The sequence below is a fragment of the Bradyrhizobium sp. SSBR45G genome, from assembly GCF_030159255.1.
Lineage (GTDB): Bacteria > Pseudomonadota > Alphaproteobacteria > Rhizobiales > Xanthobacteraceae > Bradyrhizobium.
This window is the reverse complement of sequence record NZ_BSCT01000048.1, coordinates 15,111-31,430: the sequence shown is the minus strand read 5'-3', so window position 1 is coordinate 31,430 and position 16,320 is coordinate 15,111. Positions and strand designations below refer to the sequence as shown.

Here is a 16,320-nt window from a genome sequence, read left to right as displayed (position 1 = left end):
ACTTGACGACTCCTGCAGGGCCACGCATCGTTGCCTTGCAAAACGAAACGGTTTAGTTTTATGTCAGATCATGTCCGATTGTTTCGCGCCTGTCTGGCGCTGATCCCCAGACGCGGCACAACGTCAGTGCCGCTCAGTCTCGTCGGCTGCGGCGTCCTGCTCACGTCTTGCGCTGTCGGCCCGGATTTCATGTCGCCGGACGCACCGGCGGCAAGCGGTTATGTCGCCGAGCGTCGCCTCGCCTCCACCGCCGGCGCCGCGACGCCGGGCGGCAATCCGCAGAGCTTCGCATCCGGGAGCGACCTCCCCGGCACCTGGTGGGCACTGCTTCGCTCGCGGCAGATCAACGCCTTTGTCGAGGAAGCTATCCGCAACCATCCGGACATCGAGGCCGCGCAACTGGCGCTGCGCGCCGCGCGCGAGAATGCCCTGTCGCAACAGGGCGCGCTGTTTCCGCAGGTGAGCGCGAGCGGGTCCGCCGAACGCACGCAGGCCTCGACGACGCAGAACGGGCAATGGCCCGGCCAGACCTCGCTCTACACGCTCTATGGCGCCTCCGTCAGCGTCAGCTATGCGCTCGATCTATGGGGCGGCACGCGGCGCCAGGTCGAGGCGCTGCAGGCGCAGGCCGACTACCAGGCGTTCAAGCTGGAGGCGACGTATCTCGCGCTGACCGCCAATGTCGTCACCGCTGCGATCACCGACGCCTCGCTGCGCGACCAGATTGCGGCCACTGAGGAGATCATCAAGGCCGAGACCGATCAGCTCGGCCGCATCCAGCGCCAGTTCGACGTCGGCGCCATCTCGAAATCCGACGTGCTGGCGCAGGAGGCAACGCTGGCACAGGCAAAAGCGACCTTGGCACCGCTGCAGAAGCAGCTCGCGCAGCAGCGCGACCAGCTGATGGCCTATCTCGGCCGGCTGCCCAACCAGGACCGCGGCGAGCACGTCACGCTCGCGGAGCTCAAGCTGCCGCGCAAGCTGCCGGTGTCGCTGCCCTCCTCGCTCGTCCGCCAGCGTCCCGACATCCGGCAGGCCGAGGCGACCTTGCACCAGGCCACCGCGACGGTCGGCGTCGGCATCGCCAACCTGCTGCCGCAGCTGACCTTGTCGGGCAGCTATGGCGCCAGCGGATCGGAGCGGCTGTTCTCGCCGACGACGATCGTGTGGGATGCGGCCTCCAGCGTCAGCCAGAAGCTGATCGACGGTGGCGCGCTCTACCACACCAAGGAGGCCGACGTCGCGACCTTCGAGCAGGACCTGTCGCTCTACAAGAGCACGGTCATCACGGCATTCCAGAACGTCGCCGACTCGCTGCGCGCCATCCAGTTCGACGCCGAGGCGCTGAAGGCGCAGGCCGCGGCCGAGAAGGCCACGGCCGACAGCCTCGCCATGGCCATCGAGCAGTTCAAGAGCGGCGCCGTGCCCTACGCCAACGTCATCACGGCGCAGCAATCCTATCTCAATGCCCGCGTCTCCCGCATCAAGTCGCAGGCGACGCGCTTCACCGACACCGCGGCGCTGTTCCAGGCGCTCGGCGGCGGCTGGTGGAATCGCCAGGACGAAACCTCGGCGGCGCTGCCGCGCGCCAATCCCGGCTATTTCGCCGGCCCCAATCGCACGACCCAGGAAGCAATGTAATGACCAAGCGCATGACGATCATGCTGGCCGCCATGGCCGTTCTGTTCGGCGGCCTCTACGGCTTCCAGACCTTCAAAGGCATCATGATCGCCAAGGCGATCGGCGCCATGGCCAATCCGCCGCAGACGGTCTCGACGGCGGTCGCGGCGACGGCACCGTGGCGCTCCAACCTCACCGCCGTCGGCTCGCTGCGCGCCGTCAACGGCGCCGATCTGGCATTGCAGGCGGCAGGCATCGTGCAGAGCATCCAGTTCAATTCGGGCGATAGCGTCGAGGCCGGTCAGCAATTGCTGCAGTTGGTCGCGACCGACGATGTCGCCAAGCTGCAATCGCTGCAGGCCACCGCCGAGAACAATGCCATCGTCGTAAAGCGCGACGAGGAGCAGATCAAGTTCAATGCCGTCAGCCAGGCCACGCTCGACAGCGACCGCGCCAACCTGAAGAACGCGCAGGCTCTGGTGGCGCAGCAGAAGGCGGTCGTCGAGCAGAAAACCTTGAAGGCGCCGTTCGCCGGCCGGCTCGGCATCCGCGCCGTCGATCTCGGGCAGTTTCTCAGCGCCGGCACCACCATCGTGACGCTGCAAAGTCTCGATCCGATCTTCGTCGACTTCTACCTGCCGCAGCAGTCGCTCGCCGACATCCGCATCGGTCAGGACGTCGGCCTATCCGTCGATGCCTTTCCCGCGGAGCGCTTCACCGGCCAGATCTCGGCGATCAACGCCAAGGTCGATTCCACCAGCCGCAACGTCCAGGTCCGCGCCACCCTGCACAACGAGGCCGCCCGGCTGCTGCCGGGCATGTTCGCGAAGGTCGAGATCGCGACCGGCAGCCCTGAGCAGTTCGTCACCCTGCCGTTGACGGCTGTCGTCAGCAATCCCTATGGCGACCTCGTCTATGTCGTCGACGATCTCAAGGACGGCCAGGGCAAGGCGCGGCAGATGTTCATCAAGAGCAAGCCGGCCAAGGGCGACCGCATCGCGATCACCGACGGCGTCAAGCCGGGCGAGACGGTGGTGATCGCCGGGCAGATCAAGCTGCGCAACGGCAGCCCGGTCAAGATCGACAACTCGCACGTGCCCGTCGCCGAGGCGGCGCCGAACGTCGTCGATCAATAAATCAGCGCAAGCCTCCGACCGTCAGAGCAAGCCCATGCGTTTCACAGACATCTTCATCCGCCGGCCGGTGCTGGCGCTCGTGGTCAGCGCGCTGATCCTCGTGCTCGGCCTGCGCTCGATGACGACGCTCGCCATCCTGCAATATCCGCGCACGCAGAACGCCATCGTCACGGTCAGCACCGCCTATGCCGGCGCCGATTCCGACATCATCGCCGGCTTCATCACGACGCCGCTGGAGAATGCGATCGCCCAGGCCAACGGCATCGACTACATGAACTCGACCAGCGTCACCGGCAGCAGCACCATCACGGTGAACCTGCGGCTTAACTACGACTCGGGCAAGGCGATGACCGAGATCAACGCCAAGGTGAACTCGGTGCTGAACCAGCTGCCGACCGGCACGCAGCAGCCGACTCTGACCCTGAAGGTCGGCCAGACGATCGATTCCATGTATCTCGGCTTTGCCAGCGACGTGCTCGCGCCCAACCAGATCACCGACTATCTGACCCGCGTGGTGCAGCCGAAGCTGCAGGCCGTCTCCGGGGTGCAGACCGCCGAGCTGCTCGGCGCCAAGAAATTCGCGCTGCGCGCCTGGCTCGATCCCGACAAGCTCGCAGCCTACGGCCTGACCGCGACCGACGTGTCGACGGCGCTGTCCGGCAACGACTACATCTCCGGGCTCGGCACCACCAAGGGCCGCCTGGTTCAGGTCGACCTCGCCGCCGCGACCAATCTGCACTCGCTCGAGCAATATCGCAACCTCGTCGTCAAGCAGGTCAATGGCGCCATCATCCGGCTGCGCGATGTCGCAAATGTCACGCTCGGCAATGACGATTACGACAGCGCAACGCGCTTCAACGGCAAGACGGCGGTCTATATCGGCATCCAGGTGGCGCCGACCGCCAATCTGCTCGACGTCATCAACGGCGTGAAGGCGGTCTATCCGGAGCTGCAGCGGCAATTGCCGAACGGCATCACCAGCGAGGTCCTCTACGACTCCACCGACTTCGTGAACTCCTCGATCGACGAGGTGATCCATACGCTGGTGGAGGCGATCGGCATCGTCATCGTCGTGGTGTTCATGTTCTTAGGCTCATGGCGCTCGGTGCTGATCCCGGTGATCGCCATCCCGCTGTCGCTGATCGGCACCTTCGGCCTGATGCTGCTGATGGGTTTTTCCATCAACCTGCTGACCTTGCTGGCGCTGGTGCTCGCGATCGGCCTCGTCGTCGACGACGCCATCATCGTCGTCGAAAGCGTCCACCGCCTGATCGACGAGGGTGTGCCACCGGCCGAGGCAGCGATCCAGTCGGCGCGGGCGCTGGCGAGCCCGATCATCGCCATGACCGTGGTGCTGATCGCGGTCTACGTGCCCGTCGGATTCCAGGGCGGCCTGACCGGCGCCCTGTTCACCGAGTTTGCCTTCACGCTCGCCGGCGCCGTCACCGTCTCGGCAGTGATCGCGCTGACGCTGTCGCCGATGAACTGCGCCTGGCTGCTGCGCCGGACCGAGCGCGACGCCACCACGATCGAGGCGCGGCTGGTGCGCACCATTGACCATGTGCTCGAACGCCTCGCCCATGGCTATCGCCGCTGGCTCGAAAGCGTGTTCACGACCAAGCCGGTGGTCGTGGTGTTCGCGCTCTTGCTGCTGGCGATGATCCCGTGGCTCTATGTCAGCTCGACCAGCGAGCTGGCGCCGGACGAGGACCAGGGCATCGTGCTGTCGCTGACCAACTCCGCGCCCTCGGCGACGCTGGAGCAGCGCCAGTTCTATGGCCAGCAGCTGTACGGCCTGATCGCCGAGCGCCCGGAGACGCGCACGGTGTTCCAGATCGACACGTCAACGCAGGTGATCGGCGGCTGGGTGCTCAAGCCCTGGGATCAGCGCAAGGCGACGACCAAGACCCTGCAGCCGGAATTCCAGCAGCTCTTGAACGGCATCGCCGGCGCCCGCTCGGTCGCCTTCCAGCCCTCGCCGCTGCCGGGCAGCAACGGCCTGCCGATCCAGTTCGTGATCGGCACCACCGGCGCGTTCTCCGAACTCAACGGCGTCGCGCGCGATTTCATGGCCAAGGCGCTGGCGAGCGGCAAGTTCATCTTCCTCGACAGCGACCTGAAGATCGACAAGCCGCAGACCACGGTCGTGTTCGACCGCGACAAGGCCGCCGATCTCGGCCTCAAGATGAGCGATCTCGGCGGCGCGCTCGCGACCATGCTGGGCGGCAACTATCTCGATTATTTCAGCCTGGAGGGCCGCTCCTACAAGGTGATCCCGCAGGTCCGGCAGAACGATCGCCTGACCGACAGCCAGTTGCTCGACTATTCGATCCGCACCAGCGGCAACGCCATGGTGCCGCTATCGACCGTCGCCCGGCTCGAGCACAAGACGATCCCCGAGCAGCTCAATCACTTCCAGCAGATCAACGCGGCCACCATCTCCGGCGTGGCGATGCCGGGCGTCGCGATGGGTGATGCGCTTGCGGCGTTGAAGGAGATCGCAACGTCGCTGCCGACGGGCTATTCGATCGACTATGGCGGCGCCTCGCGGCAGCTGGAGCAGGAATCCGGCGGCTTCGTCACCACCTTCGTGTTCGCGCTGATCATCATCTTCCTGGCGCTCGCCGCGCTGTTCAACAGCTTCGTCGATCCGATCATCATCCTCGTCTCGGTGCCGATGTCGCTCGCCGGCGCGCTGATCTTCATCAGCCTCGGCCTCGGCGGCGCTAGCATCAACATCTACACCCAGGTCGGCCTGGTCACCCTGATGGGCCTCGTCAGCAAGCACGGCATCCTGATGGTCGAGGTCGCCAACGAGCTGCGCGAACACGGCAAGGATCGCACAGAGGCGATCATCGAAGCCGCGACCGTGCGGCTGCGACCGATCCTGATGACGACGGCCGCCATGGTGCTCGGCGTGATCCCATTGATCACCGCGAGCGGCGCCGGCGCGGTGTCGCGCTTCAACATGGGCCTCGTGATCGCCACCGGCCTCAGCATCGGCACCCTGTTCACGCTGTTCGTGGTCCCCGTCGCCTACGCGCTGATCGCCCATCGCGGCACGGCGCACCAAGCCGTGGCCGGACATGCGGTATCGGCCACGCCATAACGGGGAAAAATATAAGCTGACTCAAAGCATTACATGAAAACTCGGAGCTTCCCGCCGACCGGCATTGACAAACGACACACAAAAACGATATATCGTTCGTACACAACGGAGATCATATCGTATGAGACATCATCATCATTGGACATTCGGCCGCCCGGGTTGGGACGACGATCGCGAGCATCGCGGCTGGAATCATCGCCGCCACCCTGAGGGCCGACACGGCTTCGACGAGGCCGGCGAGGACGTTCGTCTTGCCGGCCGCGGCCCCGGCTTCGGCCGCCACCGCGGACCCGGCCTGTTCGAAGGCGACGGCCGCCGCGGTGGTCGTGAGGAGTTCGGGCGCGGCGGCGGCGGACGGTTCTTCGGCCCCGGCGATCTGCGCAGCCTGCTGCTGTGGCTGATCGGCGAGAAGCCGCGCCATGGCTATGAGCTGATCAAGGCGGTCGAGCAGCTGGTCGGCGGCGCCTACTCGCCGAGCCCCGGCTCGGTCTATCCGATCCTCAGCCTGCTCGAGGACATGGGCCAGATCGAAGCGGCGTCGGCCGAGGGCGGCAAGAAACTGTTCGCCATCACCGACGCCGGACGCGCGGTGTTGAAGGACGACGCGGCGGCGATCGAGGGCCTGCTCAGCCGAATGCGCATCATGGCGCGCACCATGGGCGGCATGCGGCCGCCCGAGCAGGTGCTGCAGACCGTGCAGACGCTGAAGATGGCGCTCAAGATGCACCGCCCCGGCTGGAGCGAGGCAGAAGCGAAGCGCGTCAGCGACATCCTCACCCGCGCCATCGCCGAGATTCAGGGCGACGAGGACGGCGCCGCGACCTGACCACTCTGCCATCTGTGAGGAGCCAAGAGATGCCCCACGCCTACGCCATCGAAGTGACCGACATCAGCCCACGCACCGACGACCGCGTGGGACCGAGCTACGACTTCACCTTCACCAACCATGACGATCTCAACGAGATCGTCGCCCGCTTCCAGCGCCGCGGCCTGTTCGACCACAATGAGAGCAAGGCCTTCGTCACCGGGCTCAAGCTGCTCGGCGGCGTGATGCTGAACCATCGCGCCGAGCCGCTGTTCGCCGAGTTCGCACCGGCGTTCAAGCAGTTCATGAAGACGCTGAAATCGGGCGCGCAGCCGCAGGAGGCGCAGGCATAGCGTCTGGCACTTGAGTCGGCCACGTGCCTTTCGAACGGTGCGCTCCCTCTCCCCGTTCTTCACGGGGAGAGGGTTGGGGTGAGGGGCAGCCGCACGGGAAGTGGACGTCGTTTAGACCCGTCCCCCCTCACACGAATCGCATCTTTCGATGAAATCCGACCTCTCCCGGCAAGCGGCAGGGCTATCGCATATGACATTCGAAGTGTTGCGCTCGTCTGTCTCCACATCGTCATGCCCGGGCTTGTCCCGGGCATCCACGTCGTTCTCAGTATGCCGGACAACGTGGATGGCCGGGACAAGCCCGGCCATGACGACGTGGAGACGGTTTCGTGAAAAACTCCGATTGGTCAAATACGATTGCCCTGCCGCAGGCGGGGACAGGTGAGCCGACCAAGCCGTGAGATATGGGCTCAAGTCAAACATCTGAGTGGTCGGACAACCCACTTTAGCTCGTCAGCTCGTAACGAAAAGCGCGCGGGACATCTGGCCCGCGCGCTTGTTCCTTCTTGAAATGCCGCAACGATGCGCCGCTAGCCCGCCGGCTCCAGCACCATCAGCCCCGTCGCGGTATTCGAGATTGGGATGTGATAGTTGGCGTGCTCCTTGCGCACCTTCTCCGGCAAGGTGCCGCGCGCGACCATCCAGTTCAGCAATTCGACGCCCTGGGTGCCCGACAGCTCGACCAGCTCGGCGGTCGAATATTTCGTCGCCCAGGCCGGGTCGTCGACCATGCTGGCCATGAACTTCTCGTCGAAATCCTTGTTGATGAAGCCGGCGCGCTCGCCGTCGAGCTGGTGCGACAGGCCGCCGGTGCCCATCACGACCACGCGCTCGTCCTTCGGCCAGGATTCAATCGCCCGCGCCAGCGCCTGGCCGAGCTTGTAGCAGCGCGCGGCCGACGGCAGCGGTGCCTGCACGGTGTTGACGACCACCGGCACCACGCGCACCGGCCATTTCTGGTCCGGCCAGCACAAGGCCATGGGCAGCGTGAAGGCATGATCGACCGTCATCTCCTGGCAGGTCACGAGATCGAAATCCTCTTTCACCAGATGCTCGATCAGGTGCCAGGACAATTCGCTGTCGCCCTTGAACGGCGCGGTCTGCGGAATGCCCCAGCCCTCGTCAGCGTTGCTGTAGCTGTCGGCGGCGCCGACGGCGAAGGTCGGCATCTTGTCGAGGAAGAAGTTGAGGCCGTGGTCGTTGTAGACGAGCACGACGACATCCGGCTTCACCTTGGCGAGCCATTCGCGCACATGCGGGAAGCCGTCGAAGAACGGCTTCCAATACGGATCCTGCTGCAGCCCCTTGGCGATCGCGCCGCCGATGGCCGGCACATGAGAGGTGGTGATTGCGCCTACGATCTTCGCCATGATGATTACCCTCTTGCCGCCAGAAGCTTGGCCTTGAACTGGTCCTTGGTGAGCCCGGTCTGCTGCGCGCCGATGTCCTGCATGTCGAGCCCGAAGATGCCGGCGAACTTGGCGAGGTAGTAGGCGTTGCCGCCGGCCTCGATCAGCTGAAGCACGTTGCGGTTCCTGATCGCCTCGCGCTGCTGCGCATTGAGGCCGTATTTGGCGCAATAGGCGTCCTCGTCGGCCACGAACGCCTTGCGGTTGGCGGCGTCGTTGAACGAGTAGCACATCTTGTTGAGCGCATAACCTTTGCGGGCCTGCTCGCCATCGAAGATGACGGTGCCGGGCACGGGCTGCCGGGCTGTTGTGGCGGACATCTGAGCCTCCCCTGATCGATGTTTCGAACGGCCGCGTTTGATCTGGATCAAATGCAGCGCGTTTCATGCCGCCAGTATCGCCCGAAGACACCGCCGATAAAGGCCGCCCGACCGATCTGATCCATGAGCCAATTCGATCATTTGGACCTCGACGGCCATCTGCTGCAGCTGCTGCTCGCCGTGATCGAGGAAGGCTCGATCACGCGTGCCGCACAGCGGCTCGGCGTGACGCAATCGGCCGTCAGCCATCTGCTCGACAAGCTGCGCGGCATCACCGGCGATCCGCTGTTCGTCAAATCCGGCCGCGGCATCGTGCCGACCGCGCATGCGCAACTGCTGGCGCTGCGCGCCCGCGCTCTGCTCGACGATCTCCGGAGCTTCTCGCATGCGGCCGCATTCGAGCCGGCCAAGATCTCCGCCCAGGTCACGATCGCCGCCAACGATCTGCAGCGCGACCTGCTGCTGCCCTCCCTGCTCCGCTATGCCCGCGCGCAGGCGCCGGGACTCCGCCTGCGCGTGATCCCCTCCGGCGCACCCGTGCCCGAGATGCTGCGCGACGAGCACTGCCAGCTGATCATCACGCCGCGCCCGCCCGAGGGCAGCGACATCCTGCAGAAGCGGCTGTTCGAGGACAGCTATCGCGTGTTCTACGATGCAAGCCAGCGCGAGCCGCCGCAGAGCCTGGAGGACTACCTCGCCAGCGACCACGTCACCGTGGTCTACGAGCCGCGCCGCCGGCTCGACATCGACGAGGTCATGGCCGAGCGTGGCATCGTCAGGCGGTTCGCGGTGCAGGTGCCGGGCTTCGGCGGCATCGGCCCATTCCTGCGCGGCAGCCGCATGATCGCGACCCTGCCGAGCCTGCTGCGCGCATACATGCTGCGCGGGCTGGCCGTCGCGCCGGTGCCGGTGCCCTGCCCTGTCATGCCGATGTACATGGTCTGGCACTTGCGCCACCACGACGACCCGATGCACCGCTGGCTGCGCCAGCAGCTCGAGATCGTGGTCGCGCCGAGCCTGGCCGCCGCCGCCGAGCACATGCCGGTGATGGTGTAGCCCGTCGGCGGCCGATCGGCTGGCCTACTCCGGCGTATGGCAGACCGCCTCGACATTATTGCCATCGGCATCGCGCACGAAGGCACCGTAGTAGGTCGCATGATAGTGCGGCCGCAGTCCTGGCGCGCCATTGTCACGTCCGCCAGCCGCGATCGCCGCCTGGTAGAACGCATCGACCGTGGCGCGGTCCTTGGCGTGAAAGGCGACATGGGTCGAGGTCGCGGCCGTTCCACCGGTGCCGATCCAGAAATCCGGACGGCCATCGCCGAAGCCGGCGTGCTCACCATGGCCGCCGGTCTGTTCGTTGGTGATCTCCATCATCAGGACATAGCCGAGCGGCGCAAGCGCGGCCGCATAGAAGGCCTTGGCGCGCGCGAAGTCGGAGACGGGAAAGCCGACGTGGTCGAGCATGACGATCCTTTCTTGTCGCGAGAGCGCGACGATAGGCCCGTCGCGCCGCAACCGCAACGCTGTGCGAGATCATTGCGCGAGGATGCGACGCGCCGTCGCAAGGCCGCTCGCCAGCGCCGCCTCGACCGTGCCCATGTCACGGCCGCGATACAGCGCCTCGCCGGAGATCAGCACGGGCCCGCCTTCCCAGCGTGTCAGCACATCCTGCGCGTCGCGCGTCGCCAGCGTCGCGTAGGAATAGGCGCCACGGGCGAATGGGTCCTTCGCCCAGTCGATCGCTTGCGCTGCGACCAGCGCGGGCCTGAGAATGGTCACGGGCTTTGCGAAGATGTCACCGAGTGCCGCAAGTCCGGCTTCGATCAGCGTCGCCTCGTCGAGCGCAGCGAAGCTGCTGGTCGGTGGCCCAGCGAGCCAGCCGGTCAACACCGCCTGATCGCCTGGATGCTGCGTCCACCACACCGGCACCGTGGCGTCTGACAGCAGGAACAGCATGTCCGAGAGATCGGGAGCCGGCATCGCCGTCCACCAGCGGCGCTCGAACCGCAACAGCAGCTTGATGACATTGCCGAAGCCGATATCGGCCGTCGCCGCCAGCTGCCTTTGCATGGCGGTCGGCAGCGCGATGGTATGCAGCAATGGCAGCGGCACCGTCAGAATGACGATATCGCCACGATGCGCTCGGCCATCCGCGCAGCGCACGATCGCGCCCTCCTCCGCGCTCTCGATTGCGCTGACCGCGGATTTGAACGCGAATGCCACACCGCGCGCACGGCACTCGGCCACGAGATGATCGAGCAGCAGGCCATAGCCGGCGACGATCCGCGCCTGGTCACCGCGTTCGCCGCCCATCCACTCCTCGCGCAATGCGAACACGCTGGCACGATCGGGATCGGCGGCGTCATAGCCCTGCACCATGCCGAGCACGAAGGCGCGCAGCTCGGCGAACTCCGCATCCGAGAAATGGCGATCGAGCAGCGCCGTGACGGTGAGGTCCTCGTCGAGCTGTGACAGCACCTGGTGCAGCCGGCCGATCTGCCGATCGGCCGGCTCGTCGCTTGAGAGCACGCCATTCTCGGCATGCCAGCGCGCGCCTTCGATCGGCTGTGCCGACAGTCCGGCCTCGGCCAGCAGCTGATAGGTGACCGGCGCCGCGCCATGGATGAATTCCGCGCCGGCATCGGCCCTGTATCCGAACACGCTCTCGGCCAGGGGATGGATACGGCCGCCGCAGCGATCACGCGCTTCGAGCAGCGTCACCTTGCGCCCGGCGGACGCCAGCTCGCGCGCGGCCATCAGGCCCGCAGCGCCGGCACCGACGATGATGATGTGCTCACGTCGCTCAGCCATAACGGGCCTGGGCCGGCAAGGCCGGGCCGTTGGTGATCTTGTAGCGCAGCCACACCGCCCCGCCCTCCAGCGCCCTGGTGCTTTCCAGCGTCATCGCTGTAATCGGCGCCCGCTCGCCGGCCTCGCTCTCGGTCGAGTCGAACACGCTCGGCGCGCCCTTGGCGCCGTCCACGGCGGGACACAGAACCAGGTTGAACTCGTCGACCAGGCCGGCGCGCAGAAAGGCGCCATTGCGCCACCGCCGCCTTCGAGCAGCAGACGCTTCACGCCGAGCTCGCGCGCGACGATGTCGAGCACCAAGACGAGATCGATCTGTGTCTTCCCCGCAAAGATGTACGATACGCCTTCGCCGCGCAGCCCGGCAAGATGCGCGTCCGAGACGGCCTCCGTCAGCACGACCACGATCGGATCACCGCCGATGTCGGCGCGGCCCCAGCAGATCTTGCCGCTGCCATCGAGCACGATGCCATAGGCCTTGGCATCGCGCCTGATGATCCAGTTGTCGCGCGGGAAGCGCTCGGTCGTCGTGGCCGGATAGGCGGTGCCCTTGGCGAATTCCTGACCGGTGACACGGCCGATCAGCCAGGCGTCGCCGCCGAGCTGCTCATGCACCTGCTCGAACAGATCGCCGGAGCTCTTCGGACGCCAGCGGCTCGGCAGGGTCCGGCCATCGACGCTCGAGGCCATCAGGCAGATCACGTCCGGCTTCATGCATCCTCCATTCCGTCGTCGGCTGGGCTCACCGAACAGGTCTCTCTCAGCCTTGTCAACGAAACCGCGTGCGTTTCGTTCGACTGTGGCCGCAGCGAAGCCCGGCGCTGTCACCGCGCGCATCCCTGCGCTAGGTTCGTCCGGACACGGAGCAACTCATGACAAGCGAAATTCCGCCGCGCAAGCGCAGCGCCATCGGTTTGCGCGGAGCGGCCTTGCTGGCTGCAGCGCTCGCCGGCCTTGCCTGCTGCGTCGCCGGAATCTGGTGGCTCGAAGCCGAGCGCGCGGGTGTGACGATCACCCGGCTCCAGGCCGGCACGACCCCCATCACGGTGTATCGCCGCGACGGCGCCGCGGCTGGGCCGGTGGTCGTGATCGCACACGGTTTCGCAGGTTCGCGCCAGTTCATGGAGGCCTATGCGCTGACCCTGGCGCACGCCGGCTACATCGCCATCTCGTTCGACTTCGAGGGCCACGGCCGCAACCCGGTGCCGATGTCCGGCGACGTCACCCGCGTCGACGGCACCACCCGCAAGCTGATGAGCGAGATCGGCCGCGTCACCGATGCGGCGCTGTCACTGCCCGGCGCCGACGGCCGGGTGGCGCTGCTCGGGCACTCGATGGCCTCCGATATCATCGTCCGCCAGGCGCTGGCCGAACCGCGCATCTCGGCCACGATCGCGATCTCGATGTTCTCCGAAGCGGTCACCGCAAGCGCGCCACGCAACCTGCTGATCATCACCGGCGAATGGGAGAGCGCGCTGCGCCGGGACGCCTTGCGCAACCTGCAACTCGCCGACCCCGCCGCGCGCGAGGACGACACCGTGGGCGATCCGTCCGGAACCGGCGGGCGCCGCGCCGTGGTCGCCCCGGGCGTCGAGCATGTCAGCGTGCTGTATTCAGCGACAGGAATGCGCGAGGCGCGCGACTGGCTCGACCGCGTGTTCGGCCGCACCGGCGGCGGCGCGGTTGCCGCGACCGGCGGCGCGATCGCGCTGCTGCTGGCCGGCATCGTGCTGCTGGCGTGGCCGCTGGCCGAGCTGCTCCCGAAAGGCGATGCGCCGCCGCCAAGGATTCCACTGCGCAGACTGGCGATCGCGACGCTGGTTCCGGCGGTCGTGACGCCGATCACGCTGAGATTCGTCGAGACCCGCTTCCTGCCCGTGCTGGTCGCGGACTATCTCGCCGTGCATCTCTTCGTCTATGGCTCACTGTCGCTGCTGCTGCTGCGCCTGCAGGGCGTGCGCTTCGGCCGCCTGGCCTGGTTCGCCGCGCTGGCGCTGGCCGCCTATGGCATCGCCATCTTCGGCGGCGCGCTCGACCGCTACGTCGCCTCCTTCATGCCGATCGCGGCCCGGCTGCCGATCATCGCCGCGATCGCCGTCGGCGCGGTGCCCTACATGCTGGCCGACAGCATCGCCAACCAGGGCGGACACGCCGCGCTGTGGCGCACGCTGTGGATCCGCACCGCATTCCTCGCCTCGCTCGGCGGCGCCGTGGCGCTCGATTTCAAACGGCTGTTCTTCCTGCTGATCATCATCCCGGTGATCGTGCTGTTCTTCATCGTGTTCGGGCTGATCGGCGGCTCGGTCGGCCGCAGGACCTGCTCGCCGCTGGCCGAAGGCATCGGCCTCGGCCTGATCCTGGCGTGGTCGCTCGGCGTGTCGTTCCCGATGTTCCTGCCGGGCTGATGGCGGCGAGGGCGCCGCCGCGCCGTCAGTCGTGCTCCTGCCCGGGCGTCGGCCTCAGCATGAAATGACCGAAGGCGGTGGCGTGCGGCTTGGTTGCATCGTCCTGCCAGGCGCGCGCCTCGAAGGCGACGATGCGGCGGCCCTGCTTGACGATCGAGGCCGAGGCGATGCTGTCGAGCGCGCGGCCCGAGCGCAGATAGTTGATGGTCAGGCCGATCGGCTTCGGCGGTGCCGACACGCCGAGCTCGCGCATGACCGTGACGATCGCAGCCGTCTCGAGGAACGCACCTGTCATGCCGCCATGGATCGCCGGCAGCACGGGATTGCCGATGATCTGCTGCGAGAACGGCATCACGAGCGTGTCGTCGCCGGCGACGCGGATGCCGAGACAGCGCGCGAACGGACTGGCGGCGAACAGCCCCGTTGCATCATCGTCCGGCGCTTCGAGCGGCGGCGGCGCACCGGCGAACGCCGGCCGATCCGTCAGCATGTTGGTGCGGTTGGCGCCGATCATGAAGCAGGCGGTCGCGGTGGCGACGGGATCGCTTTCCTCGTCCTGATAGGCGGTGGCGCGCACGAAGGCGATCGAGCGGGTGACGCGGAAGCACACCGCATGGGCCTTGATGTCGAGGCCTGGCGTCGCCGGCTTCTGATAGTCGATGCGCAAATCGAGCGTGGCGATCGCACTGTTGCCGTCGAGCGCGAGCTGCACCGCCATGCCGCAGCTCTCGTCGAGCATCGCGGTGACGACGCCGCCATGGATCACGCCGGTGTCGCTGTCACCGACGAACACCGGACGATAGGGCAAGATCGACCACGCTTCGCCGGGCGCGAAACGCTCCATCCTGAGCCCACTGATATGTCCATAGACCGAGCGGCGATTCCTGATCGCCTCGGCGAGCGCATCGAAAGCAGGCGGTGCTGCGTTGGTCGAAAAGTCGGACATGACTGAGATCTAACCCAAGATCGCGACGACCTGCCAAGTCTTTTCCGGACAGGCGTCGTATGCGAACGAGCGTGATCCGCTGGCGCACGGTTACGCAGCAAAAGACCGCTCCTTCTCGGCCGGATCACATGCCGCAACTCTTGGATGCGCCCGCCGTTCGCGGCACCGTCAAGCCTGTATCTTTGTAGTTGAGCGCCAACATCATGCACGCGCGCACCCCGCAAATATACGTGCTGCGAATGTCGAGCGGACGCCGCGCGCTTAGAACATTGGCAACCTTAATATGGTCATAATGGTCTCAATCGAATCCCCGGAGACCTGTGATGCACAAATCCACCAAGACGCCGGACGTTCCGCCGAAGAGCGGCACGGCCTCTCTACGTATCGTCATGAGCCTGGCGCTCGCCGCGAGCGCCGGCGTGATCTGGTGGAGCGGCGGCGGGGCCAATGGCTTCACCTTGGCGATGGGCGGGCCTTCCTCGCTTGAGACCCGCGTCGCCGCCCTGAGCTCGGAGCTCAGCCAGCTGAAGGCGGAAACCGCCAGGCTGCGCGATCGCCAGAACGATGCGTCCGGGGAGCTGATCCAGCTGCGCGCCAGCCTCACCAGCGCGGAGACCGGCCTTGCGACGCTGCGCACCGCTGCGGACGACACCGAGGCGCGCCGCCGCGATGTGGCCGACAGGATCGAATCCGATATCGCGCTTCTGAAGCGGCAGGCCATCCGCCTGCGCACCGCGCAGGAAGATACCTCGGCCGAGCTGAGCGGGATGCGCGCCGCCGCCGCCACCAACGAGATCGGCATCGATCAGCTGCGGACCACCACGGGTGAGATCCGCCAGCAGGTCGCCCGCATCGAGACGGCCCGCGAGGCGACCAGCTCGATCAGCCGCATGCACAAGCATCGTGCCCGCCGCGTCGCGCGCGCCGCAGACGCCGAGCCGCAGCTCGCCCAGCCGTTCGCGATGCAGTGGCCGGGCGTAGTGCCGGCAACCTCGAACGCGGCGGGACGCTAACTTCGACGATCTGCAACTTCACCATCGGCGGCAGCCGACCCTCGCCGGCTGCCGCATCGTTATTTCATTGCTTCCGCTTTCGGACGTCCCTCTCAATGGTCGAGCCGGCGCGAGACCTTTCAGCTGCGGGTCATCAAACCGACCTCCGCCTTGTGGCCGCGGTCGTCACAGCCCGATCGCAAAATCTTCCCGCGATACAACGGGTGAGCTCCGCGAGCGGGGCAGGCGCCGAGGGCGCCGGCGTGCCTCAAGTCACGACCAGGGTGATATTCGAATTGGTCGATTGCACCATGTTACCGCGATCGATCCAAGCGGGATGCACGCCTAACCGCGGGATTTGCAGCAGCAAATCAGCAAGCGCGTGGGTTCTCAAACGCTCGACTCTGGATTATC

Annotated in this window: 13 protein-coding genes and 1 pseudogene; 8 read left to right on the top strand and 6 right to left on the bottom strand. The window is 66.4% G+C overall.

Going from position 1 to position 16,320, the window contains the following annotated elements; genetic code table 11:
* Positions 1–60 precede the first annotated feature (60 nt).
* From QQL87_RS33725 to QQL87_RS33705, 5 genes are all read left to right on the top strand, one after another.
* Positions 61–1,641 (top strand): efflux transporter outer membrane subunit, encoded by a 1,581-nt coding sequence (locus tag QQL87_RS33725; protein ID WP_284423453.1) that lies wholly within the window; start codon positions 61–63, stop codon positions 1,639–1,641.
* Entirely contained in the window at positions 1,641–2,756 is a 1,116-nt protein-coding gene (locus tag QQL87_RS33720; protein ID WP_284423452.1) for an efflux RND transporter periplasmic adaptor subunit, read from the top strand. Before QQL87_RS33725 ends, QQL87_RS33720 begins: the two co-directional genes overlap by 1 nt.
* A gap of 34 nt (positions 2,757–2,790) precedes the next feature.
* Positions 2,791–5,865, top strand: coding sequence for an efflux RND transporter permease subunit (locus QQL87_RS33715; protein ID WP_284423451.1), 3,075 nt, complete (start codon positions 2,791–2,793; stop codon positions 5,863–5,865).
* 121 nt (positions 5,866–5,986) lie between these two features.
* On the top strand, positions 5,987–6,691 hold the full coding sequence (locus tag QQL87_RS33710) for a PadR family transcriptional regulator (RefSeq protein WP_284423450.1): 705 nt from the start codon (positions 5,987–5,989) through the stop codon (positions 6,689–6,691).
* A 29-nt stretch (positions 6,692–6,720) separates the two neighbouring features.
* On the top strand, positions 6,721–7,023 hold the full coding sequence (locus QQL87_RS33705) for a DUF3861 domain-containing protein (RefSeq protein WP_284423449.1): 303 nt from the start codon (positions 6,721–6,723) through the stop codon (positions 7,021–7,023).
* A gap of 530 nt (positions 7,024–7,553) precedes the next feature.
* Here QQL87_RS33705 and QQL87_RS33700 read toward each other — a convergent pair.
* On the bottom strand, positions 7,554–8,393 hold the full coding sequence (locus tag QQL87_RS33700; protein ID WP_284423448.1) for a class III extradiol dioxygenase family protein: 840 nt from the start codon (positions 8,391–8,393) through the stop codon (positions 7,554–7,556).
* A 5-nt stretch (positions 8,394–8,398) separates the two neighbouring features.
* Positions 8,399–8,752, bottom strand: coding sequence for a protocatechuate 4,5-dioxygenase subunit alpha (locus QQL87_RS33695; RefSeq protein ID WP_284423447.1), 354 nt, complete (start codon positions 8,750–8,752; stop codon positions 8,399–8,401).
* 123 nt (positions 8,753–8,875) lie between these two features.
* On the opposite strand from QQL87_RS33695, the gene QQL87_RS33690 reads away from it, so the two are divergent.
* Positions 8,876–9,808, top strand: a complete 933-nt coding sequence (locus QQL87_RS33690; protein WP_284423446.1) for a LysR family transcriptional regulator — start codon at positions 8,876–8,878, stop codon at positions 9,806–9,808.
* A 24-nt stretch (positions 9,809–9,832) separates the two neighbouring features.
* Here the strand turns inward: QQL87_RS33690 and QQL87_RS33685 are convergent, their stop codons facing one another.
* The 3 genes and pseudogenes from QQL87_RS33685 to QQL87_RS33675 form a co-directional block, all read right to left on the bottom strand.
* Complete coding sequence (locus QQL87_RS33685) at positions 9,833–10,219, bottom strand: VOC family protein (RefSeq protein WP_284423445.1); 387 nt, start codon at positions 10,217–10,219, stop codon at positions 9,833–9,835.
* 69 nt (positions 10,220–10,288) lie between these two features.
* Positions 10,289–11,566 carry a flavin monoamine oxidase family protein gene (locus QQL87_RS33680; protein WP_284423444.1) on the bottom strand — a complete coding sequence of 426 codons (1,278 nt, stop codon included), beginning with the start codon at positions 11,564–11,566 and terminating at the stop codon, positions 10,289–10,291.
* Positions 11,559–12,277: pseudogene (locus tag QQL87_RS33675) on the bottom strand (dihydrofolate reductase family protein). The gene QQL87_RS33680 and the pseudogene QQL87_RS33675 overlap by 8 nt, the downstream one beginning before the upstream one ends.
* 158 nt (positions 12,278–12,435) lie before the next feature.
* On the opposite strand from QQL87_RS33675, the gene QQL87_RS33670 reads away from it, so the two are divergent.
* Complete coding sequence (locus QQL87_RS33670; RefSeq protein ID WP_284423443.1) at positions 12,436–13,968, top strand: serine aminopeptidase domain-containing protein; 1,533 nt, start codon at positions 12,436–12,438, stop codon at positions 13,966–13,968.
* Positions 13,969–13,993: 25 nt separating this feature from the next.
* Here QQL87_RS33670 and QQL87_RS33665 read toward each other — a convergent pair whose 3' ends face one another.
* The gene (locus tag QQL87_RS33665) at positions 13,994–14,914 is read right to left on the bottom strand and encodes a PaaI family thioesterase (protein WP_284423442.1); all 921 of its coding nucleotides are present in this window, start codon (positions 14,912–14,914) and stop codon (positions 13,994–13,996) included.
* A gap of 323 nt (positions 14,915–15,237) precedes the next feature.
* Here QQL87_RS33665 and QQL87_RS33660 point away from each other — a divergent pair, with 323 nt between their 5' ends.
* A complete protein-coding gene (locus QQL87_RS33660) occupies positions 15,238–15,927 on the top strand; it encodes a hypothetical protein (protein ID WP_284423441.1) in 690 nt (229 codons plus the stop codon).
* Positions 15,928–16,320 lie beyond the last annotated feature (393 nt).

Bases quoted from the DNA above. Each gene is read 5' to 3' on its own strand.
- QQL87_RS33725 (WP_284423453.1), top strand. From the start codon at position 61: ATGTCAGATCATGTCCGATTGTTTCGCGCCTGTCTGGCGCTGATCCCC.
- QQL87_RS33720 (WP_284423452.1), top strand. From the start codon at position 1,641: ATGACCAAGCGCATGACGATCATGCTGGCCGCCATGGCCGTTCTGTTC.
- QQL87_RS33715 (WP_284423451.1), top strand. From the start codon at position 2,791: ATGCGTTTCACAGACATCTTCATCCGCCGGCCGGTGCTGGCGCTCGTG.
- QQL87_RS33710 (WP_284423450.1), top strand. From the start codon at position 5,987: ATGAGACATCATCATCATTGGACATTCGGCCGCCCGGGTTGGGACGAC.
- QQL87_RS33705 (WP_284423449.1), top strand. From the start codon at position 6,721: ATGCCCCACGCCTACGCCATCGAAGTGACCGACATCAGCCCACGCACC.
- QQL87_RS33700 (WP_284423448.1), bottom strand. From the start codon at position 8,393: ATGGCGAAGATCGTAGGCGCAATCACCACCTCTCATGTGCCGGCCATC.
- QQL87_RS33695 (WP_284423447.1), bottom strand. From the start codon at position 8,752: ATGTCCGCCACAACAGCCCGGCAGCCCGTGCCCGGCACCGTCATCTTC.
- QQL87_RS33690 (WP_284423446.1), top strand. From the start codon at position 8,876: ATGAGCCAATTCGATCATTTGGACCTCGACGGCCATCTGCTGCAGCTG.
- QQL87_RS33685 (WP_284423445.1), bottom strand. From the start codon at position 10,219: ATGCTCGACCACGTCGGCTTTCCCGTCTCCGACTTCGCGCGCGCCAAG.
- QQL87_RS33680 (WP_284423444.1), bottom strand. From the start codon at position 11,566: ATGGCTGAGCGACGTGAGCACATCATCATCGTCGGTGCCGGCGCTGCG.
- QQL87_RS33670 (WP_284423443.1), top strand. From the start codon at position 12,436: ATGACAAGCGAAATTCCGCCGCGCAAGCGCAGCGCCATCGGTTTGCGC.
- QQL87_RS33665 (WP_284423442.1), bottom strand. From the start codon at position 14,914: ATGTCCGACTTTTCGACCAACGCAGCACCGCCTGCTTTCGATGCGCTC.
- QQL87_RS33660 (WP_284423441.1), top strand. From the start codon at position 15,238: ATGCACAAATCCACCAAGACGCCGGACGTTCCGCCGAAGAGCGGCACG.